23 protein-coding genes are annotated in these 22076 nt (G+C 61.7%); 3 read left to right on the forward strand and 20 right to left on the reverse strand.

Annotated features, from left to right (window positions below; genetic code table 11):
• The first annotated feature begins 462 nt into the window (after positions 1-462).
• Positions 463-2364, forward strand: coding sequence for an ABC-F family ATP-binding cassette domain-containing protein (locus tag F624_RS0120430; RefSeq protein WP_019576210.1), 1902 nt, complete (start codon positions 463-465; stop codon positions 2362-2364).
• Positions 2365-2429: 65 nt separating this feature from the next.
• Here F624_RS0120430 and F624_RS0120435 read toward each other — a convergent pair whose 3' ends face one another.
• The 7 genes from F624_RS0120435 to F624_RS0120465 form a co-directional block, all read right to left on the reverse strand.
• Positions 2430-3545, reverse strand: a complete 1116-nt coding sequence (locus F624_RS0120435) for a protein-glutamate methylesterase/protein-glutamine glutaminase (protein WP_019576211.1) — start codon at positions 3543-3545, stop codon at positions 2430-2432.
• A 28-nt stretch (positions 3546-3573) separates the two neighbouring features.
• A complete protein-coding gene (gene cheD / locus F624_RS0120440) occupies positions 3574-4326 on the reverse strand; it encodes a chemoreceptor glutamine deamidase CheD (RefSeq protein WP_031255692.1) in 753 nt (250 codons plus the stop codon).
• A 27-nt stretch (positions 4327-4353) separates the two neighbouring features.
• The gene (locus F624_RS0120445) at positions 4354-5241 is read right to left on the reverse strand and encodes a CheR family methyltransferase (protein WP_027476346.1); all 888 of its coding nucleotides are present in this window, start codon (positions 5239-5241) and stop codon (positions 4354-4356) included.
• A gap of 91 nt (positions 5242-5332) precedes the next feature.
• Positions 5333-5818, reverse strand: coding sequence for a chemotaxis protein CheW (locus F624_RS0120450; protein ID WP_027476347.1), 486 nt, complete (start codon positions 5816-5818; stop codon positions 5333-5335).
• Between the two features lie 27 nt (positions 5819-5845).
• Positions 5846-8014: a chemotaxis protein CheW gene (locus F624_RS0120455; protein WP_019576215.1), complete on the reverse strand. Its 2169-nt coding sequence runs from the start codon at positions 8012-8014 to the stop codon at positions 5846-5848.
• A gap of 39 nt (positions 8015-8053) precedes the next feature.
• A complete protein-coding gene (locus tag F624_RS0120460; protein ID WP_031255695.1) occupies positions 8054-8416 on the reverse strand; it encodes a response regulator in 363 nt (120 codons plus the stop codon).
• Positions 8417-8471: 55 nt separating this feature from the next.
• Positions 8472-8918: a hypothetical protein gene (locus F624_RS0120465; protein WP_031255697.1), complete on the reverse strand. Its 447-nt coding sequence runs from the start codon at positions 8916-8918 to the stop codon at positions 8472-8474.
• 204 nt (positions 8919-9122) lie between these two features.
• Between F624_RS0120465 and F624_RS0120470 the strand changes: the two genes are divergently transcribed.
• Both F624_RS0120470 and F624_RS0120475 read left to right on the forward strand, forming a co-directional pair.
• Positions 9123-10247 (forward strand): hybrid sensor histidine kinase/response regulator, encoded by a 1125-nt coding sequence (locus F624_RS0120470; RefSeq protein WP_019576218.1) that lies wholly within the window; start codon positions 9123-9125, stop codon positions 10245-10247.
• Positions 10244-10873, forward strand: coding sequence for a response regulator (locus F624_RS0120475; protein ID WP_019576219.1), 630 nt, complete (start codon positions 10244-10246; stop codon positions 10871-10873). Before F624_RS0120470 ends, F624_RS0120475 begins: the two co-directional genes overlap by 4 nt.
• A 21-nt stretch (positions 10874-10894) precedes the next feature.
• On the opposite strand, the gene fliR is transcribed toward F624_RS0120475, so the two are convergent.
• The 13 genes from fliR to fliF form a co-directional block, all read right to left on the reverse strand.
• Positions 10895-11662, reverse strand: coding sequence for a flagellar biosynthetic protein FliR (fliR, locus tag F624_RS0120480; protein WP_031255701.1), 768 nt, complete (start codon positions 11660-11662; stop codon positions 10895-10897).
• 2 nt (positions 11663-11664) lie between these two features.
• Positions 11665-11934: a flagellar biosynthesis protein FliQ gene (gene fliQ, locus F624_RS0120485; protein ID WP_027476353.1), complete on the reverse strand. Its 270-nt coding sequence runs from the start codon at positions 11932-11934 to the stop codon at positions 11665-11667.
• 18 nt (positions 11935-11952) lie between these two features.
• Positions 11953-12759, reverse strand: coding sequence for a flagellar type III secretion system pore protein FliP (gene fliP / locus F624_RS0120490; RefSeq protein ID WP_084679575.1), 807 nt, complete (start codon positions 12757-12759; stop codon positions 11953-11955).
• A complete protein-coding gene (locus F624_RS0120495) occupies positions 12749-13099 on the reverse strand; it encodes a flagellar biosynthetic protein FliO (RefSeq protein ID WP_019576223.1) in 351 nt (116 codons plus the stop codon). Before F624_RS0120495 ends, fliP begins: the two co-directional genes overlap by 11 nt.
• Positions 13100-13103: 4 nt before the next feature.
• A complete protein-coding gene (gene fliN, locus F624_RS0120500; RefSeq protein ID WP_019576224.1) occupies positions 13104-13544 on the reverse strand; it encodes a flagellar motor switch protein FliN in 441 nt (146 codons plus the stop codon).
• Positions 13534-14538 carry a flagellar motor switch protein FliM gene (gene fliM / locus F624_RS0120505; RefSeq protein ID WP_019576225.1) on the reverse strand — a complete coding sequence of 335 codons (1005 nt, stop codon included), beginning with the start codon at positions 14536-14538 and terminating at the stop codon, positions 13534-13536. Before fliM ends, fliN begins: the two co-directional genes overlap by 11 nt.
• Before the next feature lie 9 nt (positions 14539-14547).
• On the reverse strand, positions 14548-15102 hold the full coding sequence (locus tag F624_RS0120510; protein WP_019576226.1) for a flagellar basal body-associated FliL family protein: 555 nt from the start codon (positions 15100-15102) through the stop codon (positions 14548-14550).
• 189 nt (positions 15103-15291) lie between these two features.
• Positions 15292-16680 carry a flagellar hook-length control protein FliK gene (locus tag F624_RS33565; protein ID WP_157443544.1) on the reverse strand — a complete coding sequence of 463 codons (1389 nt, stop codon included), beginning with the start codon at positions 16678-16680 and terminating at the stop codon, positions 15292-15294.
• An 11-nt stretch (positions 16681-16691) separates the two neighbouring features.
• The gene (fliJ, locus tag F624_RS0120520) at positions 16692-17144 is read right to left on the reverse strand and encodes a flagellar export protein FliJ (protein WP_031255707.1); all 453 of its coding nucleotides are present in this window, start codon (positions 17142-17144) and stop codon (positions 16692-16694) included.
• A gap of 15 nt (positions 17145-17159) precedes the next feature.
• On the reverse strand, positions 17160-18536 hold the full coding sequence (fliI, locus tag F624_RS0120525; RefSeq protein WP_211224169.1) for a flagellar protein export ATPase FliI: 1377 nt from the start codon (positions 18534-18536) through the stop codon (positions 17160-17162).
• Positions 18537-18567: 31 nt separating this feature from the next.
• Entirely contained in the window at positions 18568-19290 is a 723-nt protein-coding gene (locus F624_RS0120530; RefSeq protein ID WP_019576230.1) for a FliH/SctL family protein, read from the reverse strand.
• Positions 19271-20266 (reverse strand): flagellar motor switch protein FliG, encoded by a 996-nt coding sequence (gene fliG, locus F624_RS0120535; protein ID WP_019576231.1) that lies wholly within the window; start codon positions 20264-20266, stop codon positions 19271-19273. Before fliG ends, F624_RS0120530 begins: the two co-directional genes overlap by 20 nt.
• A 24-nt stretch (positions 20267-20290) precedes the next feature.
• On the reverse strand, positions 20291-21985 hold the full coding sequence (gene fliF / locus F624_RS0120540; RefSeq protein ID WP_031255710.1) for a flagellar basal-body MS-ring/collar protein FliF: 1695 nt from the start codon (positions 21983-21985) through the stop codon (positions 20291-20293).
• Positions 21986-22076: the final 91 nt, after the last annotated feature.

A 22076-nucleotide genomic window follows, 5' to 3' on the forward strand; every position in this document is an offset into this window, starting at 1 on the left:
CGCCTTCAAACACCCACGCTTATCGGCTGTATATTTTTAAGGATCAAACTACTCAGAATCTCTTCTTTTCGCCTCAGCTCGCTGCGATCAGCGAAGCCCTCTATCTTAGCACAGTTTTTAAGTAACTGGCAAAACTTTTTTTCTTTTCTACCTCAGCAGCACTACCAACTTGGCAGCACCGCTTTCTGCAGAGCCTCGAATTATACATCGCTTTTTACAGCAGCAAACTCAAAACCAGAAAACTTCTCAAACCACTCACAACAACCAACCCAACCAAGCACCAGAGGCTTCTCACCCCTGCCACTCGTAGAGCACCGTTCTGTGCAGTCGAGCCCGCTAGTATACACAGAAATTCAGACCACAAACAAGAGAAGCTTCCCGGATCATCTTTTGTGCTTCGTGGCAGAAGCTGCCCATGGTGGAGAGGCACGCAACAGCAAGCCCACCGATAATCTGTGCCCAATGGCACTCCTAACCTTACTTGACGCCCATCTGGCGTTTGGGCACGTCGCTTTGCTCGATGGCGCCACCTTTTCACTTGAGTCGACCGAACGTGTCGGTTTGATCGGTCGCAATGGCGCCGGCAAGTCTTCATTGCTGAAGATCTTGGGAGGGCTCGAAAAGCCCGACGACGGCTTGCTACAGATACAGCAAGGTTTGCGGATCGCCTATGTGGCGCAAGAGCCGCTTCTCGAGCCCGATCACACCGTTTTTGAAGCAGCCAGCGTAGGGCTCTCGCCCGTGATCGCACTTCGAGACCAATATCTGTCTGGGGCGGAGGGCGTTGACCTCGACGCACTGCAATCCCAGATTGAAGCGTATGACGCCTGGAATTGGGAGCAACGCGTCTCGGAGACGCTGGACCGCTTGCACCTGGCGCCCGATGCCAAGGTCGGCACCCTGTCGGGGGGCACCAAAAAGCGTGTTGCTCTGGCGCAAGCGCTGGTCGCCAAGCCCGATGTGTTGCTGCTGGACGAACCCACCAACCATCTGGACCTGGACTCCATCGAGTGGCTGGAAGGACTTCTGAAAGAGTTCAAGGGCAGCGTCATCACCATCACGCACGACCGGACGTTCCTCGACCAAGTGGCAACCCGTATCGTTGAACTGGATCGAGGTCACCTGCGCTCCTATCCTGGCAATTTTGGCCAGTACCTCATACAGAAAGAGGAGCAGCTTGCCCAGGAAGCGGTCATCGCAGCGAAAGCAGACAAGTTGCTGGCCCAGGAGGAGGTCTGGATTCGCAAAGGCGTTGAAGCCCGACGCACTCGCAGCCAAAGTCGTATTGGACGGCTTGAAAAGCTGCGCGCTCAGCGCAGCGCTCGCCGCGAAGCATTGGGCAGCGTTCGAATGGACGTCGCCTCCGGCCTGCCATCCGGCAAGATCGTTGCCGAGCTCACCCATGTCAGCAAATCATTCGGTGACCGCACCGTCGTGCGTGATTTCACCGGCACGATTTTGCGAGGCGACAAAGTCGGGCTCATTGGCCCCAATGGGGCCGGCAAGTCCACCTTGTTGAAGATGATTCTGGGCGAACTGCAGCCCGACTCGGGCGGGGTTCGCCAGGGCGCCAATCTTCAGGTCGCGTACTACGATCAAATGCGTCGGGCCATTGACCTGGACGCCACCTTGGCCGACTTCATCAGCCCAGGTAGCGAATGGATCGAGATTGGCCAACAGCGAAAACACGTCAAGAGCTACCTGGGCGACTTCCTGTTTTCACCAGCCCGAGCCAATTCTCCGGTGCGAACCCTCTCCGGCGGCGAGCGCAACCGCTTGTTGCTAGCCCGCTTGTTTGCCCGGCCAACCAATGTGTTGGTTCTTGACGAACCCACCAACGACTTGGACATCGACACGCTGGAATTGCTGGAAGACCTGCTCCAGAACTTCGATGGCACCGTGTTTCTCGTCAGCCACGACCGCACTTTCCTCGACAACGTGGTCACCAGCACCATTGCCTGGGAAGGCGAAGGTCAGTGGCGAGAGTACGAAGGCAGCGTGCAAGACTGGCTGATTCAGTCCCAAAGGTCGCGCCAGATCCTCGCCAGCGCGAACAAAGAGGCTGGCAAAGTGGCTACAGCAAAAAATGAACCTGCAGTTGCTGAAGCGCCGACGAGCAGTGCGACCGCGCCACAGGCCACGACACGCCGCAAACTCAGCTACAAGGAACAAAGAGAACTTGATGCGCTGCCCGCTTTGATCGAGCAATTGGAGACGGAACAGTCCGCCCTGCTCGCGGCCCTGGCTGACGGGCAGCTTTATGCAAACGACCCTGGCAAGGCCATGCAACTTACCCAGCGCAACACAGAGATCGAAGAAGCTCTGATGAATGCACTTGAGCGTTGGGAAACGCTGTCGAATTGAACCAGAGCCAGAGTCCCCGCGGCGTGACTGGACTGCAGTTCACGCCGGGGGCCCCCACACACCCCTCAGATGCGGTGGTGCAGGCGGTCGGTGGTCCCACCCAATCGGGCCAGCAATGCCCCTGCAATCTTGTCCAGTGGCAGAACCTCATCGGCAGCACCATGGGCAATGGCTTCACGAGGCATGCCAAACACGATGCAGCTGGCTTCGTCCTGCACATAGTTGTAGCTGCCAGCATCCTTCATCTCACGCATGGCCTTGGCTCCATCATTGCCCATGCCAGTCAACATGATGCCGAAGGCATTGCGCCCCACCACCGAGGCGGCCGACTTGAACAAAACCTCAACCGAAGGCTTGTGCCGGTTCACCGGCTCCGTGTCCTCAACCACCGCGACGTAGTTGGCGCCACTGCGATCGATTCGGAACTGGCGCCCGCCCGGGGCGATGTAGGCGTGGCCAGGCAGAATACGCTCGCCATTTGAAGCTTCCTTGACCGTGATCTGGCAGAGCCCGTTGAGCCGCGCGGCAAAACTGGTGGTGAAGCCTGGCGGCATGTGCTGCGTGATCACAATGGCCGGAGAGTCCGCCGGCATGCGTACCAGAATCTCCTTGATGGCCTCGGTTCCCCCTGTGGAGGCTCCGATAAAAATAATCTTTTCTGTGGAGAGACGGCCGAGTAATGTCGGCGTCGGGCGAGCCGGCGTCGCAGTGCCCCCCCCGCCAGAAGGTGCATTCGCAGCCCCCGCCACGTGCAGATCCTGGCGTCCCCGATGAACATGTGCCACGGACGCCACACGGATCTTGTCGACGATCTGATTGGCCAGTTCATTGATGCCGTTGGCCAGGCCGACACGCGGCTTCGCCACGAAATCCACAGCGCCCAGTTCAAGCGCCCGAAGCGTCACTTCGGCGCCCTTTTCAGTCAGCGTCGAAATCATCACCACGGGCGTGGGCCGCAAACGCATCAGTCGCCCCAAGAAGTCGATGCCGTCCATGCGCGGCATTTCGACATCCAGGGTGATCACGTCCGGATTCAGCTCACGAATCATCTCGCGTGCGATCAGGGGATCGTTGGCGGTGCCTACACACTCCATGTCGCGCTGGCGATTGATGATCTCAGAAAGCAGGCTGCGTACCAGCGCTGAGTCATCGACCACCACCACCCGGATTTTTTTTGACATCCCCATTTTCTCTTCTATTCCATCGAAATCAGAACAGGTCCACAGAACCACCCGCCGTCGTCTGCACGACGGTCGCCACGCTGCCACGCTTTTCCTGTGCCATGGTTTCGGGATGGGCATGGGCCAGCCTCTTGACCATGGCCTTGCCAGTCACCGGAAAGAAACAGACCTTGCGTGGATAGATGTCCAAAACATCCTCGGACACCACCGGAATGCGCTCAGTCTGCAAATAGTCGCGCACGAACTTGGTGTTGCGCTCACCGACATTCATGGTCGTGAAGTTGGCCATCACCGCGCCACCGCCAAAGATCTTGGCCTGCATGGTTTCACGACGGGCACCTTGCTTCATCAACTCGTTGATCAACAATTCCATCGCATAAGAACCATAACGCCCAGAGGAATCCCCACCTTCGCCCTCAGGCAGCATGAAGTGGTTCATCCCCCCGACCAGGGAACGGCTGTCCCAGATGCAGGCGGCAATGCACGACCCCAGCACCGTCATGATCACCAGATTCTCATCCGCCACGAAATACTCACCAGGCAAGACTTTCACGGCGTTGTACTGGAAATGGTGGTCGAAGTAGAAAAAGCTGGCCTCCCCGGCTTTGCGGGACTTTTGCTTCAGCTCGTCCAACGTCGACGTCCGCGCTCCCATGGCCCCCGCCGTGTTGTAGGCGTTGGGAGACACAGGCTGAATGCGTGGCGCCTGCCGCCGATCAACGCCGGCCGGCAAAGGCGTGCCGCGAGGCGATGAAAACGGGTTGTTTGGCGTAAGTGTCATGATCGACAAATCATCAATAGGTTGGCGTCAACGACGCTCATAGACCGTCTTGCCACGCAAGGTAAACAGGTCACGCGACTCACTGAAGTTCTCGGCGTGACCGACAAACAACATGCCACCGGGCTTGAGCACTCGGTGGATCCGCTCCAGCACCTTGCGCTGGGTTGGTGCATCAAAGTAGATCATCACGTTGCGGCAAAAAACCACGTCAAAGGGCTCCTTGAAAGGCCAGTCATCGCGGATCAGGTTGACGCTCAAGAACTCGATGGCCTTGCGCAACTCGGGCTTCACCCGGATCAGGCCCGCGTTGGAATCCTTGCCTCGCATGAAAAAGCGTTGCAACCGATCCTGTGTCAGCCCCTTGAGGTTGTCCAGTCGGTACACACCCTGAGCCGCAGAGGCCAAAACCTTGGAATCAATGTCGCTCGCAGTCAGCTTGAAGGGCGCGTTGTTGCCCAAGGTCTCGAAAGCCGTCATGACAATCGAGTAAGGCTCTTCCCCGGTTGACGCCGCGTTGCACCAGACTTTCCAAGGTGAACCTGCCGGACGCGACTTGAGGTGCGCAGCAAAGATCTCAAAATGGTGCTGCTCACGGAAGAAGGCCGTCAAGTTGGTCGTCAAGGCGTTGACGAACTCCTGCCACTCGGGGCCGTCATGCGTTTCCAGCCAACTCAGGTAGTCACGAAAGCTGGTGTGCCCCGTCTCACGCAAGCGCCGCGACAGACGGCTATAGACCATCGCGTGCTTGCCGTCATGCAGGTTGATACCAGCACGCTGGTAGATCAACGACTGCACCCGGGAAAAGTCGGCATCGGTCCAGACGAACTCACGCCCCTGCATGACCGGGCCATTGGAAACGGGCACAGCGGGCGCCCTGTCTTTGACAGGTGAACTGCCGGCATCAGCTCGGTGCATGCTGGACATCATGGGCGATCCTTCTCTGTGAGCACAGCCCGGACGGGACCATGGCTCTGCGCGGCAGTCTCAATCGAGAACGAAAAAAAGTTCAAATGGCAGCCACCAGGCCCATGTCCACACCCGACATCAGCTTTTCGATGTCCAGCAGGATCAACATGCGCTCGCCCACCGAACCCAGACCCAAAATGCAGCCGTTGTCGATGACGCTTTCGATGTCGGGTGCGGCCTTGATGTTGTCAGGGGACAGCTCCATCACATCGCTCACCGAATCCACCACGATGCCCACGACACGGGTGCGCAGGTTCAGGATGATGACAACAGTGAAGTTGTTGTATTCGGCATTGGCGCAGTTGAACTTCAGACGCATGTCCACGATAGGCACGATCGTGCCGCGCAGGTTCACAACGCCCTTGATGAATTCAGGCGCATTGGCAATGCGTGTCGGGGGCTCATAGCCACGGATTTCCTGCACCTTCAGGATGTCGATCCCGTACTCCTCCTGATCCAGGCGAAATGTCAGGTACTCACGAGCACCGGCCGGGGCACCTTCAGAAGTTTTACCGATCACACTCATGATGTTCTCCTTCAAAGACTCTCAGACTCAATGACGCGCGCGCCGCACGAGGCCCGCCGTATCCAGGATCAAGGCCACCTTGCCGTCGCCCAGGATCGTGGCGCCCGACACATTCGGAACCTTGCGGTAATTGGTTTCCAGGTTCTTCACCACCACCTGATGCTGGCCCAGCAACTCATCCACCAGCAGCGCCACACGGCTGCCCTCGGCCTCGACCACCACCATGATGCTGCTGCTCTTCTCGAAGTCGAAGCGCGGCACCTGGAACACCTTCTCCAGTTCAATCACCGGCATGTACTCATCGCGCACCTTGACCAGTTGCGAGCCCTGCGCCACGGTACTGACGGAGTCGTCATTGACCTGGAAGGATTCCACCACCGACGACAAGGGCAGGATGTAGACCTCATCGCCCACACCCACCGACATCCCATCCATGATGGCCAGGGTCAGCGGCAGCCGCACCGACACCTTCATGCCGTAGCCTTCAGCAGAGTCGATCTCGACCGTCCCGTTCAAGGCCAGGATGTTCTTCTTGACCACATCCATGCCCACACCTCGACCGGACACATCGGTCACGACCTCGGCTGTCGAGAAACCTGGGGCAAAAATCAGCTGCCAGACCTCGGCGTCGCTCATCTGGTCTGACACATCCAGGCCACGCTCACGCGCCTTGCCCAAAATCTTCTCGCGCGACAGTCCACGCCCGTCATCGCGCACTTCGATCACGATCGAGCCGCCCTGGTGAGCAGCAGACAGCGTGATGGTGCCCTGCGCCGACTTGCCCTTGGCCAGGCGATCCTCGGGCAACTCGATGCCGTGATCACAACTGTTGCGAACCAAGTGGGTCAGCGGGTCGGTGATCTTTTCAACCAAGCCCTTGTCCAACTCGGTGGCCTCACCCTGGGTGATGAGATCCACCTTCTTGCCCAGCTTGTTGGCCAGATCACGCAGCATGCGCGGGAAGCGGCTGAAGACGATGGACATCGGGATCATGCGGATCGACATCACCGATTCCTGCAGGTCACGGGTGTTGCGGTCCAGATCAGCCAAACCCGCCAGCAACTGCTGGTTCAGCGCAGGATCCAGGCTGCGGCTGTTCTGTGCCAGCATCGCCTGGGTGATCACCAATTCGCCGACCAGGTTGATCAACTGATCCACCTTGTTGACAGCCACGCGGATCGTTGCAGCCTCCAGCTGAGCCTGCGTGTGCGCCTTGGGTTCAGCAGCCTTGGCTGGCACGACGGCCTTGGTGGCTTCAGCCTCGACCGCCTTCGCAGCAGGGGCGGCAGGTGCATCGGGAACACCGGGTGCTCCAGCAAAAAAACCGAAGCCGGACGCGGGCGCAGCCGAAGCAGACGGCGCCACGGCTGGCGCCTCGACCGGATCGAACAAACCAAAACCAGGGATTTCAGGCGCTGGTGCGGCCGCAGGGGCGGCAGCCAGATCGCGGATCTTGACCTGGTCCTTGGCCACGTGGAAGACAAACAGATCCAGCAGTTCGTCGTCCGACGAGGCGGTTTCCACGGCAAACACGCGCAGATCAGCCTGATCGCTGGGGCGAGCCTCGATGGTTCCCAACCCGGGGATGTCGCGGAACAACTCGGGAATGGCATCGGCCTGCTCTGGCCGACCCAGAGGACCGATCACGATTTCGAGCGAACGGATCCCTCCTGCAGCCACGGCGGCAGGTGCCGCAGCCGGTGCGGGGGCAGCCACGGGAGCGGGCGCGGGGGCCACAGCGGCCGCCGGGGCGGGAGCAGGTGCCGCAGGCACACCGCCCGAAGCCAGCTCACTGATGCGCCGCACCAGATCTTCGGTCGACGGAGGGGTTCCTTCGCCACCGGCCTGATGCACGGCCAACAGCCCGCGAGAGGCATCCGCCGACTCCAGCAGCACATCCACCATCTGGGGAATGGGCTTGAGTTCCCGACGCCGCAGCTTGTCGAGCAAAGACTCCATGTGGTGAGTCAACTCGGCCACATCAGAGAAACCAAACGTCGCGGCTCCCCCCTTGATGGAGTGAGCGCATCGGAAGATGCCGTTGAGCTCTTCGTCGTCGGCGCTGGCCAGATCCAACTCCAGAAGCATCTGCTCCATCAAGTCGAGATTCTCACCCGCTTCCTCAAAGAAAATTTGATAAAACTGACTCAGATCGAAGTCTGCACCAGAACTTCCACCGTCATGCACTTCAGCCATGCCTTGCTCCTGAAAACGTCAACTGAAGAAAGTGTCGGCTCATCGAATGACTTTCTGGATGACTTCAATCAAGCGATTGAGGTCGAACGGTTTGACCAGCCAGCCGGTGGCTCCCGCACTGCGCCCGGCCTGCTTCATCTGGTCGCTGGACTCGGTGGTGAGAATCAAGATCGGGATGGTCTTGAACTTGGGGTGCTCACGCAATTTGCGGGTGAGGCCGATGCCATCGAGACGGGGCATGTTCTGATCAGCCAGAACCAGGTCGATGTGATGGGTTTGAGCCTTCTCGAAAGCATCTTGGCCATCCACGGCCTCCACCACGTTGTACCCGGCGCCAGTCAAAGTGAACGACACCATCTTGCGCATGGACGGAGAGTCATCAACGGCGAGAATCGATTGCATTTAGGGCTCCAGCAACAATATTTATCAGCTTGGTTAGGGGTAACAGGCGCGGGCGTCAGAAAAGGTCGATCGACCCTGCGTCCATTTCGCTCTGAGTGACGGGATTGGGCCGCTCCGGCATCTGATCGGCATAGGGGGCTGCTTCTTCGCCCTCGTCGTTGCCCATGGATTCGGAGGCCAGTCGGAAGGCGCAACCTTGCAAGATCTTGGTGGTGTGCGTGATCAACTGGGTTGCCATGTCATGAAACTGCAGCTCAGTGACGGCGCTCTTGAGCGCGTCCCGCACCTGACGTATCGATTCCGAGCTTTCCACATCCAGCCCCAACAGGCCTTGATTGGCCACGCCGAAGCGGTCCAACAGGTTGTCCGCCGCGTGGTTGAGCAAGCCTTCAAGGCGGTGCAGGTCATGCATCACGACCAACAATGAATCCTGTATCTCGGCCACCGCCATGACGGGGAGGTGAACAGCCGGTTCATTGGAATTTTCTAGCGCTGGTTGCATTTTTTCTCCGTCGCCATGAACACACTCTTTAGCGTTTGCAATTCACCGTTACTGTGGAAGCATTTTGCAATAGGCAGGTGACGCACGCCTGAGCAAGTCCACAAAAAAGCCAGGGGACCGCCCTGATTTTGCAAAAAAGCTGCGCAAACTGCCCCCCGGACATACACCCATGAAGGCGTTCATGCGTGCTCTATCATATTGACCATGTCTCACGAATCGACCGGCCAAGCCCTGCACATCCTCCATCTGGAAGACTCCCCGGTCGACCACGAACTGGCCCGCCTGGCCCTGCAGCGCGCAGGGCTGCAGTTTTCCATTGAGCGGGTGGACACCCTGGAAGACTTTGACCGAGCCCTGGCCTCGTGCCCGGACATCGTGCTGGCCGACTATCAATTGCCCGGCTTCAACGCGCTGGACGCGTGGCAACACGTGCAAGAAGCAGGCCTCGCCAGTCAGATGCCGGTGATCTTGCTGTCTGGCGCCATCGGCGAAACAGCGGCGGTCCAGGCCATTCAGCAAGGCATCAGCGACTACCTGCTCAAGGACAGCATCGGCAAGCTGGCCCACACCATCACCCGCGCGCTCGAGATCCACCAAGCCCACCGCGAGCGCGAACACGCAGCGCGTGAACTGGCGGCATCCCAGCAAAGGCTGGCCGAACTGGCCGAACACCTGCAAAGTTCGATCGAACAGGAGCGCAGCGCGATCGCCCGCGAGATCCATGACGACATTGGCGGCGCGCTCACCGCGGTGAAGTTCGACCTGGCCTGGCTGAGCCGACACAGCACTGGCGAGCCCATGGACGGTCATATCAGAGCGGCTTCGGACATGCTGCAGCACGCCCTGGGCGCCAGCCAGCGCATCATGCTGAACCTTCGCCCGCCCATCCTGGATCAGGGGCTGCTGCCTGCCCTGCAATGGCTGGCCGACAGCTTCACCCGACGCACGGGCATTCCCGCACGCCTGCAAGCGAGACTGGAGGGAGGCTGCAGCAGGGCGTCCCGCGATGTTCAACTGGTGGCCTACCGCACCGCCCAAGAATCCTTGACCAACATCACCAAATACGCGCAGTGCAGCCGGGTCGACATCGATATTGCAGAAGACCGGGCCGCCTTGACCCTGGAAGTCTCGGACAATGGGCGAGGCATCCATGGCGACGAACTCGAAAAGCCCAAGTCCTTCGGACTCAAAGGCCTGCAGGAGCGTGCCAGGATGGCGGGTGGCTGGCTGGACATCAGCAGCCAGCCCGGTCGCGGCACCGCGATCACACTCACCGTGCCCATGGGCGATTCGCCCGACCTGACCCCCAACGAAGAGGACACCCCATGATCCGCGTGATGCTTTGCGATGACCATGCCATGCTGCGCCGCGGCATCCGCGATACGCTGGCAGAGGCGGTGGACATCCAGGTCACGGCCGAAGCGGGCAGCTACCCCGAATTGCGCGAAGCGCTGCGCAACTCGCCGTGTGACGTACTCCTGCTCGACCTGAACATGCCTGGCCGTGGTGGCCTCGAAGTGCTCGCCAGCCTGAAAGAGACCCACCCTGACATCAAGGTGTTGATCGTCTCGATGTACCCCGAGGACCAATACGCCTTGCGATGCCTCAAGGCGGGCGCCCAGGGCTACCTGAACAAGGCGGGCGACCCCGAAGACCTGATCAAGGCTGTGCGAACCGTGATGGAGGGCCGCAAACACCTCACGCCCGAAGTGGCGCAGTTGCTGGCCGACAGCCTGTCCCGCCCCGCCCACGAGGCGCCGCACGCCACGCTGTCCGAGCGTGAACTGCAAACCCTGCTGAAGATCGCCTCGGGCAAGCGCCTGTCCGACATTGCTGAAGAACTGATGCTGAGCCCCAAGACCGTCAGCGTCTACCGGACCCGGGTGCTGGAAAAGCTGAGCCTCAGCAACAATGCCGAACTCACGGTCTACGCGATACGCAACAACCTGGTGTGAACACGCGGGGCTCAAGCGACCCTAGTGCACCCCAAACAGGTCCATGACGCGCTCCAGCAAGGCCAAGACCGGTTGATCCAGCATCGGGGTGATGAGCGATACGCCCAGCAAGCCAATGCTGAGCGTGACGGGAAACCCCACCGAGAAGATGTTCATCTGCGGGGCCACGCGCGAGATCACCCCCAGCATGAGGTTGACGAACAACAGCAACCCGATCACCGGCAAGGCGATCCACAAGGCGCTCGAAAACAGATCGGCCCCCAGCTGATACAACTTCAACTGCGCCAGGGCCTCCAGGAAATTGCCATCGGCCGGAAATGCATCAAAGCTTTTGATCACGGCCATCAGCAGCATCAGGTGGCCGTTGATGACCACAAACAGCAAGGTGGCGATGTTGCCCATGAAAGAGGACACCGCACTGGATTGCCGATTGGTCATGGGGTCAAAGAAAGACGCGAAGCTCAGTCCCATCTGCAGACCGATCAACTCACCCGCCAACTCGACACTGCCGAACACCAGCCGCGCCGCAAACCCGATGGCCAAACCCACACCCACTTGCTGCAGCACCGCGCCCAGAGCCTGGGTGCTGTTGACCGAGATCATGGGCTGATCGACCAGCACGGCCTGGGCCGACAAAGCCACCAAAAAGGCCAGACCGATCTTGGCGCGCATCGGGATCGATCGAACCGAATAGACCGGCGCCACCGAGAACATGGCCAGCACACGCAAAAAAGGCCACAGGATGGGCGACATCCAGGCGACGATTTGCGCCTCGGAAAACGAGACCACGCCTAGCCCGCCATGGTCGGGATCGACTCGATCATGCGCCGCAGATAGTCCACCAGGGTGGTCAACATCCATGGCCCACCCACCAGGAACACCGCCACCGCAGCCAACAGCTTGGGCACAAAGGTCAGGGTGGTCTCATGGATCTGCGTGATGGCCTGGAACACGCTCACCACCAGGCCCACCACCATCACCACCAGCAAGATGGGCAGTGACACCAGCAGCATCAACTCCATCGCTTCGCGCCCGATGGTCAGCACCATTTGAGGATTCATGGCAGTCCTGTCCTTCTCTCAGTTCGCAAAGCTGGCTGCGAGCGAGCCAATCATGAGGTTCCAGCCATCGGCCAGCACGAACAGCATCAATTTGAATGGCAAGGCCACCAACACCGGTGACAGCATCATCATGCCCAGAGACATCAGGATGCTGGAGACCACCATGTCGATCACCAGAAACGGGATGAAGATCATGAAGCCGATCTGGAACGCGGTCTTCAGCTCACTGGTGGCAAACGCCGGCACCAGGATGCGCAAGGGAGCCGTCTCTGCCGTCACGCTCGGATCCAGCTTGGCCAAGCGGGCGAACAGCGCAAAGTCGGACTGACGGGTCTGCTTCAGCATGAACTGTCGGATCGGCGGATCAGCCTTGGCCATCGCCTGCTCAAAACTGATGGCATTGGTGCTGTAGGGCAGATAGGCGTCTTCGTAGATGCGGTCAAACGTCGGCCCCATCACAAAAAAGGTCAGGAACAGCGACAAGCCCACCACCACCTGGTTCGGGGGCGCTGATTGCGTTCCCAGAGCCTGGCGCAGCAGCGACAACACGATCACGATGCGCGTGAAACCCGTCATCATCAGCAAAATGGCTGGCAGAAACGACAGCGCCGTGAAGAAAAGCAGCGTCTGGATGGGCACTGAAAAACTGGTGCCGCCGGTACCCGAACCCACCAGCAGCGGCAATTGCCCGGCCGGTTGCGCCTGCGCGCACCAGGGCAACAAGCCGATCAATGCCAGCGCAGCGCTCGTCAACACCCCCGCCCGGCTCGAAAATGAGCCACGCAGCCACAGCGCACGGGCAAAGCCCCTCAAATCAACGCCCATCGTTCACCGATCCAGCAGGAGAGGCGGCCAGTGCCGCGGCAAAACTCACAGGCGCCGCATCCGGCGATGCCGCCCCTGCGGCGACCACCGGGAAACTCTGCAGACAGGTGACTTGCTGCGCCGTCACCCCCAGCACCAGCCAGGTCCGCGCATGGGGTGGGCCGACCTCGACCGTCACCACACGCTGCTGCGGGCCCACGGCCACACTGGAGATCAGGTCCGAAGACAGCCAGACCCCGCCCGCCTTGCCACGCTGCAGGCGCTGCAACCAGCGCAGGCCCCAGGGCAACAGGGCCAGCAGCCCCACCAGCAGGGCCAACGGCCCGATGGATTGCCACATGCGTTTACCCCTTGCTCACACGACGCAGGCGCTCTGACGGCGTGACCACGTCGGTCAGCCGGATACCGAACTTGTCGTTCACTACCACCACCTCGCCCTGCGCAATCAGGTAGCCGTTGACCAACACATCCATGGGCTCACCCGCCAGTGCATCGAGCTCAACAACCGAGCCTTGGGCCAGTTGCAGGATGTACTTGATCGGCACTTTGGTACGCCCCAACTCCACCGACAACTGCACCGGAATGTCCAGCACCATGTTGATGTCGTTGAGCGAACCATCGCCTCCAGGCGAGCCGCCGTAGGACGATCGCGATGGCTCGCCGCCCGACAAGGGGCCTCCGGGCTCATGCATCGGACCTTCATCAGCCCGCTTCTGCTCTTCCAGCGCCTCGGCCCAACCCGCCATGGGATCGTCAGCTGGATCCTGGTTTTCTTCAGACGACATTCTTATCTCCAATCCAGTTCAGATCGTGGCTGCGCAGGCATTCCTCGATCCGGATCGCATACTTTGAGTTGTGAGTCCCGTATTGGCACTCGAAAATCGGCACGCCGCCGATCGAAGCGCGGATGCGGGGCTGACGGTCCAGCTCGATGAAGTCACCGGGCTTCATGGCCAACAATTGTTCCACGGTGGCATCAGCACGTGCCAGCTCGGCCACCAGCGTCACTTCGGCCGCCTGGATTTCACGCGTCAGCACCTTCACCCAGCGGCGATCGACCTCGATCGAATCCCCCTGGGTGGAGGAATACAGCACATCGCGGATCGGCTCCAGAGTGGCATACGGCATGCACAGGTGGATGGCGCCCGACAACTCGCCGATTTCCAGCTGGAACGCGGTGGACACCACGATCTCACTGGGCGTGGCGATGTTGGCAAACTGAGGCTGCATTTCCGAGCGCTGATACTCCAGCTCCAGCGGGTAGATGCCCTGCCAGGCTTTCTTGTATTCGGTGCAGATCACGTCCACCAGTCGGTTGATCACGCGCCGCTCGGTCGGGGAGAAATCACGCCCTTCGATGCGGGTCTGGAACTTGCCGACACCCCCATACAAGGTGTCGATGATGCCGAACACCAGCGCAGGCTCGCACACGATCAAGCCACTGCCACGCAAGGGGCGGATGGCCACAATATTGAAGTTGGTCGGCACGGCCAGTTCACGCAAGAAGGCGCTGTATCGCTGCACGGCCACGGTGCCCACCGAGATCTCAGGGCTGCGGCGGATGAAGTTGAACAGGCCGATGCGGAAGTTGCGGGCAAAGCGCTCGTTGACGATTTCCATCGTCGGCATGCGCCCGCGAACAATCCGCTCCTGGCTGGAAATGTCGTAGCTGCGAACCGCCCCCGCCTCGGGGATGTCCTCAACAATCTTCTGACTCTCGCCCGTGACCCCCTCCAGAAGCGCATCGACTTCTTCCTGGGAGAGAAAGGATTCGCTCATGAGGGCTCCTTACTGGACGATGAAGTTGGAAAACAGCACCGCCGTGAGCGGGCTTTCAGCTCGTTTGACCTTCTTCTTTTTCTTGGCTTTGGGCGCCTCTTCCTCTTCTTCGACTTCGTAGCCCAGAATGCGCGAAGACTCCTTGAGGATCTCGCCGGCCAGTTTTTCCTTGCCGTCAGTGGTCAACAACTCTTCCGAGGTGCGCTGGGAGGACTGGCGAAGAATCATGTCGCGGATCTTGGGCAGGTAGGCCTTGACCTGATCGGCCGCATGCGCATCCTCGATCTCGAAGGTCACGCCGATCTGGGCAAACCGGTCGCCCCCCTGATCGGCCAGGTTGACCACCATGTTCTCCAGCGGCAGGTAGGTGGGCGGCGTTTTCTTAGCGTCATGCGATGCCGCTGCGGCCGGCTTTTCATCACCGTCCTCGTCGGCATTCTTTTTCATCAGAAAAAAGTAGCCCGCACCGCCACCGCCCAGCAACAACACGGCCGCGACGATGATGATGAGCATCTTTTTGCTTTTGGGCTTTTCCTTGGCATCGGCTGCGGGAGCATCAGACACGTTGTTTCCTTCTGGCGATCACCCTGCTGCATGCCGGGACGGCTGGCAGTAGATGCATGTTGGTGATTATTGGGTCAATCGAGCCCAATAATAGCCAGAATAGAAGCCCTAAAACGGGGTTAAACAGGCTCAAGCCCCTGGGTCAGGGCGGGCGATCCAAGCCGCTGCGGGCCAAACGGCCCACCGAGCTCAGACAAACAGATCGAGCGTGCGGTTGGTACTGACCGCACGCCGCACCACAGTGGCTGGCGCGTCGGAATCCTGTGCCGCCGAGGCCCGCGCGCCCACCCGACGGATGCCCGAGGCAGCATCGCTCCCCGGGCGAGACGAGGACGAACTGTCTGACTGTCCGTTGCCAGCGCCCACAGACACCCCGGCCAGGACCAGGCCCTCGCCCTGCAGCAGGGTCTTCAGCTCAGGCAAGGCCCCGTTGAGCATGTCGCGGGTAGCGGCCTGATCGGAGCGAAAGGCCACGCTGGCCTCATTGCCGTTCATGGAAATGCTCACCGCCACCGGCTGTCCATTGCCACCATCGAGGGTCAGCTCGGCGGCCTGGCGCTTCTGGTGGATCCAGTAGCTGACCTGCTCAGCCACCACCTCCTCCGAACTGCGCGCGTTGGAGTCGTTCAGACCTCCGCCCGCCGCACCGGGCGTGGCCGCGCTCACGCCCAGGCTCTGGCTTCGGTCCTGCCCGTCCGAAAGCGGCTGCAGGCTGACACTTTGCCGATCATCCTGCGCCTGCAAAGACTTGTGCTCACTGGATGAGCTTGAATCCGCACCAGCCAGGCGGCCCAGCAGTTTGCCGGCCTCCTCAGCGGCGGCGGCCAAAGGGGTGTTGTCAAGCACTCGGGTGGCCATGTCCTTGAAATCGACGTCGGCCTTGGCCAAGGGCACCAACTGACCTGCAGCGCCGGTATCCGAGGTCAAGGCAGCCTTGCCGACCTCGGTGCCGCCAGCGGCCTGCGCCTGCAATTGCGCCAGCAAATCGCGATGGCCCTTGCGCGCCATGGCGCCCGACTCCAGCGAAACCCGGCCCGCGTCACCCGGCACACCGGGGCCTGCCGCCGAAACAGCGCCCGCGCCAGCGTCCTTCTGTGCCGCAGCAGCCATTTGCGCCAACACGGCCGGGTCGGTCGTGGCCTTGGTCACATCCGCCACGCCCGCAGGCAGCCCGGCGCCCGCGGACGTTCCGGTGGCTGGCTCCTTCGTGTCTGCCGTTGCCACCGCCGCAGCCTGGCGCGCCGATTCGGCCAACAAGGCCATTTGAGAGACCAAGTCTGTGGGCAAGGCCCCATCCCCCAGAGTCAAGGCATCGCCGTCGTCGCCCGGCACCTGCACCCCCGGCTTGCGTCGGGCCTGACCTTGCCCGCCCGGCAGCAGCGCCCCCAGGTCGCCCAGCCCGTCGGCCCCCAAGGCTGTCGAAGCGTCGGAGCCGTCGGCCAAGGCCGTCGAAAAATCGTCCAGCAGTCCGGTGAATCCGGCGCCAGCGCCTGCCGCAAGCTTGCCATGCCCCCTGGCATGGGTTGCGGATGCCGACGCAGGGGCCGATGTGCTGCTGGATTTGACTTGTTCTACCATGGTCTACCTCGTCAGGCTGTGGGCTGAATCTTCAGGCGGTGGCGCGATGCTGCCAGCTCGTCCACCTCTTTCTGTTCGCGGCGCTGCAAAACCACCGCCGCATCGTGCTGGCGACGCTGCACCACCTGGCGCAGGCTCACCAGGCGCAGTTCCGCCTGGGTCAGCTCGCGCTCGGCGTCTTGCACCAACTGGTCATGGCGCGCCATCTGGGTCTTCTGCAATTCAATCGTCTGGTCCAGGCGGTCCATGAACTGGCGGTGATGGAACATCACCTCTGGAGCGATGCCCAACTGCCCCCGGATCAGCCACCGCTGCTCGGTCTCGCCAGAATAGCCGGTCAACTGGTCCATTTGCTGCTGCGCCCGCTGGCGGTTCAGGCGGGCCTGGGCCAGGCGCTGGACAGCCGCATCGCGCAGCCGTGTCGCATGCTCCATGGCCACTTGCAATCCGTGAGACGCTGCCATCGTGGTGCTCCTGGGTCAGGGGTTGATCTGCAGGCCCAGGCTGGCTGCCATCTGGTCCAGCGCCTGTTGCAGGTTGACGGCATCGTGCATGTCCTGCTGCAAAAAGCTGGCCATGCCCCGCTGCAACTGAATGGCTTCATCCAGATCGGGGTCGCTGCCCTGTACATAGGCGCCGACCTGGATCAGATCGCGGCTCTTCTGATAGCGCGAATACATGGCCTTGAAGCGCCGGGCCACCTCGATGTGGATCGGGCTGACCACGTTGTGCATCACGCGGGAGGCCGACTGTTCGATGTCGATGGCCGGGTAATGTCCGGCCTCGGCCAAGGTGCGTGACAACACAATGTGGCCATCCAGAATGGCCCGGGCCGCGTCGGCGATCGGGTCCTGCTGGTCATCCCCTTCGGACAGAACCGTGTAGAAGGCCGTGATCGACCCCACCCCATTGAGGCCATTGCCACTGCGCTCCACCAACTGGGGCAACTTGGCAAAACAGGAGGGCGGGTAGCCCTTGGTGGCCGGCGGCTCGCCAATGGCGAGTGCGATCTCGCGCTGCGCCATGGCATAGCGGGTGAGCGAATCCATCAACAACAGCACATGCTTGCCCTTGTCGCGAAAGTGTTCCGCTACCGCGGTGGCGTAGGCGGCCCCCTGCATGCGCAGCAAAGGCGGCGCGTCGGCCGGGGCCGCCACCACCACCGAGCGGGCGCGCCCATCGTCGCCCAGGATGTCCTCGATGAACTCTTTCACTTCGCGACCGCGCTCACCGATCAGGCCCACCACGATGACGTCGGCCTGCGTATAGCGGGCCATCATGCCCAGCAACACGCTCTTGCCCACGCCAGAGCCCGCAAACAGGCCCAAGCGCTGACCACGGCCCACGGTCAGCAAGGCATTGATGGCGCGCACACCGGTGTCCAGCGGCTCACGCACGGGATCGCGGTCCATGGCGTTGATCTGGCGCCGGCCCGGGGGTTCGGCCACCACATCGAGCACCGGCCCTTGGTGATCCAGGGGTTGACCCGAGGCATCCACCACGCGCCCCAGCAGACCATCGCCCAGTGGCAAGCGCAACACCCCCAGCGACAAGGCGGAGGCGGGCAAGGGCTCGTCGCCCAGGCGAGGCACAGGCACAAAGGGCAAGGCCGGTGTCACCACCGCACCGCTGGACAAGCCGTGGATATCGCCGGCCGGCATCAGGAATGCCCGCTCGCCCGAAAAACCCACCACCTCGGCCAGCACGGGCTCCGAATCTTTCTGGGTGATCCAGCACTGCGAGCCCACCGGCACGCGGATGCCCGTGGCCTCCAGCACCAGGCCGGTCAAGCGGGTCAGCGTGCCGCGGCTTTCCAGCGCCATGCCCCGCGAGACCCGCTGACGCAGGTCCTGCATGTAAACGTCCCAGCGCGGCAGGCTGTCGTGCTCAGTCGACATCGGCCACCTCCGCATCATCGACCCAGGGTCGGTCCAAACCCAGATTCGCCACGGCACGGGCCCAGCGACGCGACAGGCTGCCATCCACCTGGGCCCCGGCGGCCTCCAGCAAACAACCACCGGGCTCGACCGCAGGGTCGGCCACCCACTTGATCTCGACACTGCCGAACTCGCCCGCCGGGGCATTCGCCAACACCTCGTGGTCTGCCGGGTTGAGCCGGACAACCGCGGTGCGGGCGTCCACCGACAACAACCCCAGGGCTTCCCGGATCACCGGGCGCAAAGCCTCGGCATCCTGGGCCAGTTCGCGCCGCACCACCTGGCGGGCCAGTTCACAGGCCACGTCCAGCACGCCCTGCGCCACCACCTGCTCAGCATCGGCAAAGCGCTGCTCCAGCGAGGTCAGCAAGGCCTCGACGCGCTGACGCGCCTCGGCCCCCTGTTGGGCGATGTATTCATCGAGCCGGCGCTGCCCTTCCAGCGAGGCTTCCAGCCGGCCCTGCTCCAGGCCCTGCTGAAAGCCCTCCTGGCGCGAGGCCTCCAGCATGGCCGGGCTGATCACGGGCTCGGCAGGGGTCTGGGCGGCCAGCATGGCGGCGACGCGCCGGTTTTCATCCACCTCGGTGAACTGCCATTGGGCGACGTCGCCAATCTCCTCGCTTGGGATGAAGCGGGCGTACTGACGGGAGCGATTAGACGAGTTGGTCGTCACCGCCGCCTCCGATCACAATCTGGCCTTCGTCGGCCAGACGTCGCACGGTCTTGAGGATTTCCTTCTGCTGGGCTTCGACCTCGGACAGCCGCATCGGGCCACGGGACTCCAGGTCTTCACGCAGCGTTTCAGCAGCCCGCGAGGACATGTTCGACAGGAAACGCTCCTTGAGCTCGGGCGCCGCGCCCTTGAGGGCCACGATGAGGGTCTCCGAGGCCACTTCCTTGAGCACCATCTGGATGGCCTTGTCGTCGAGCTTCATGACGTCGTCGAACACGAACATCTTGTCCATGATCTTCTGCGCCAGGTCGGGGTCGTAGCCCCGGATCGACTCGAGCACGGTGCCTTCGATGTTGCTGCCCATCAGGTTGATGATTTCGGCCGCCGTCTTGATGCCGCCCAGCGAGGTCTTGCGGATCTTGTCGCCGCCAGCCAGCACCTTGAACAGCACCTCGTTGAGGTCTTTCAACGCCGTCGGCTGGATGCCCTCCAGGGTGGCGATGCGCAACAGCACTTCACCGCGCTGGCGCTCGGTCAATTGGGACAGCACGGCCGCGGCTTGTTCGTAATCCAGGTGAACCAGGATGGCCGCCACGATCTGCGGGTGTTCGTTGCGCAGCAACTCGGCCACCGACAAGGGGTCCATCCACTTCAGGCTTTCGATGCCGGAGACATCGCCCCCTTGCAAAATGCGATCGATCAGCAGCGAGGCCTTGTCGTCACCCAGGGCGCGGCGCAGCACCGCCTTGACATAGTCACCCGTGTCAGACACCAGCAGGCTTTGCTGGGCTGCGGCCTCGGTGAACTTGTTGACCACGTCGTCCACACGGTCGCGCGAGACGGACCGGGTGCGGGCAATGGTCTCGCCGAGCTTTTGCACCTCTTTGGGCGACAGGTGCTTGAACACCTCGGCCGCCTCTTCCTCACCCAGCGACATCAGAAAAATCGCTGCGTCGTTCAGACCTTGTTCGTCCATATCATCTCTCCGGAGAGTGCCTGATCATGCCGGCGCTTCGCCGTTGACCCAGGTCTTGATGATATTAGCCACCGCAATCGGGTTCTGCTTGGCCAATTGGCGTGCATCCTCAAGACGCAGCTGCTCTTTGGTCGGCGGTACCGGCGAATTGTCTGCAACCGGAGCGGGCAGCAAGTCAGGCCGGTTGGGGGTCTCGGACTCGATGGCATCGAGCTGGGTGCCCGCCACGGCAGGCACCACGGGTTCGACCTTGGGCGCGTTCATGGCCTTCACAGCCGGGCGCACCATGCCCATCAGCACAATCAGCCCAAACAAGACCATGCCCACGGGCCAGGCAAAGCTCTTGGCCAACTCCAGCATCTCGGGCTGCTTCCACAGCGGCACCGGTGTGTTGTCCGTGGCCATGGCCATGAAGGGGGTGTTCATCAGGTTGACCGAGTCGCCGCGCTCCTTGCTGAAGCCGATGGTGTCGCGCACCAGCGCCGTCATCTGCTCCAGCTGCTCGGGTGTCAAGGGCTTGTTCACGGGCTTGCCCTTCTCTTCCGGGCCGCTCTGGTAATTGACCACCACGGCCGCGCTCAGGCGCTTGACCGCCCCCGTGCCGCCCTTGACCACCTTGACCGTCTTGTCCACCTCGTAGTTGGTGACCGACTCCTTCTTGCTGGGGGTGCCGCTGCCGGTGCCTGCGGCGCCGGCCGAAAGGGTCGGGGCGGCCCCGTTGATGGGGGCATTGGCCTGGGCAGCCGGCTGGTTGCTGGTGGCGCCAGGCACACCGGTGGGCGGGGTGGCGGCACTGCCGCCACCGCTTTCCACCACCTGCTGGCTGCGCACGGCCGCCGTGTCAGGGGTCTGGTTGGGCTTGTGCAACTCCGAAGTCGATTCGGTCTGCGAAAAATCAACTTCAGCCGTCACCTGCGCCTTGACGTTCTGCCGCCCCACCACCGGCTCGAGGATGTCGATGATGCGCTTGCTGTAGAGCTGCTCGATCTGCTGCACATATTGAAGCTGTTGAACATCTCCACCAGCGCCGGCGGCCTCAGGGGTGGCCGACAGCAGCTTGCCGTTGTCGTCGATCACGCTCACGGCTGCCGGGTTCAGATCTGGCACGCTGGACGCCACGAGATGCACAATGCCCGCCAATTGCGCACGGTCCAGGATGCGGCCTGGGTACAGGGTGACCAGCACCGACGCCGAAGGCTTGAGCTGCTCACGGAAAAAACCATTCTGATTGGGCAGTGCCAGGTGCACCCGGGCGCTCTGGATGGCCGCCACCGCCTGGATGGAGCGGGTCAACTCGCCTTCCAGGCCACGCTGGAAATTCAAGCGCTCCTGGAACTGGGTCACGCCAAAGCGGTTGCCCTCCATCAACTCAAAGCCAGTCACCGACCCCTTGGGCAGACCCTGGGAGGCCAGGCGCAGGCGCAGGTCATGCACGCGGTCTGACGGCACCATGATGGCACCACCGCCCTCGGAATACTTGTAGGGCACATTCATCTGGGCCAGTTGCGCCACCACCGCACCGCCATCCTTGTCGCTGAGGTTGGCGTAAAGCACCTTCCAGTCGGCCTGGCGCGTCATGAAGGTGCCCGCCAGGGCGACCACCACCAGCAAGGCAATGCCCAGCGCCAGCTTGATCTTCTGCGACCGATCCAGCTCGGCGAGCTTTTGTGTCCACGATGGGGCCACTGGGGTAGCGGTAATTTCAGCGACGGCAGACATCTTGTTTCCAGGTCAAAGGGGTGGCAATACACCTCAGGTTGGAGACGATTATTCAGCCAGACCGCCACGCCATCGCCAGGATAAACCAGCT

The sequence above is a fragment of the Curvibacter lanceolatus ATCC 14669 genome, assembly GCF_000381265.1.
In the GTDB taxonomy this organism is placed as follows: Bacteria; Pseudomonadota; Gammaproteobacteria; order Burkholderiales; family Burkholderiaceae_C; genus Curvibacter; species Curvibacter lanceolatus.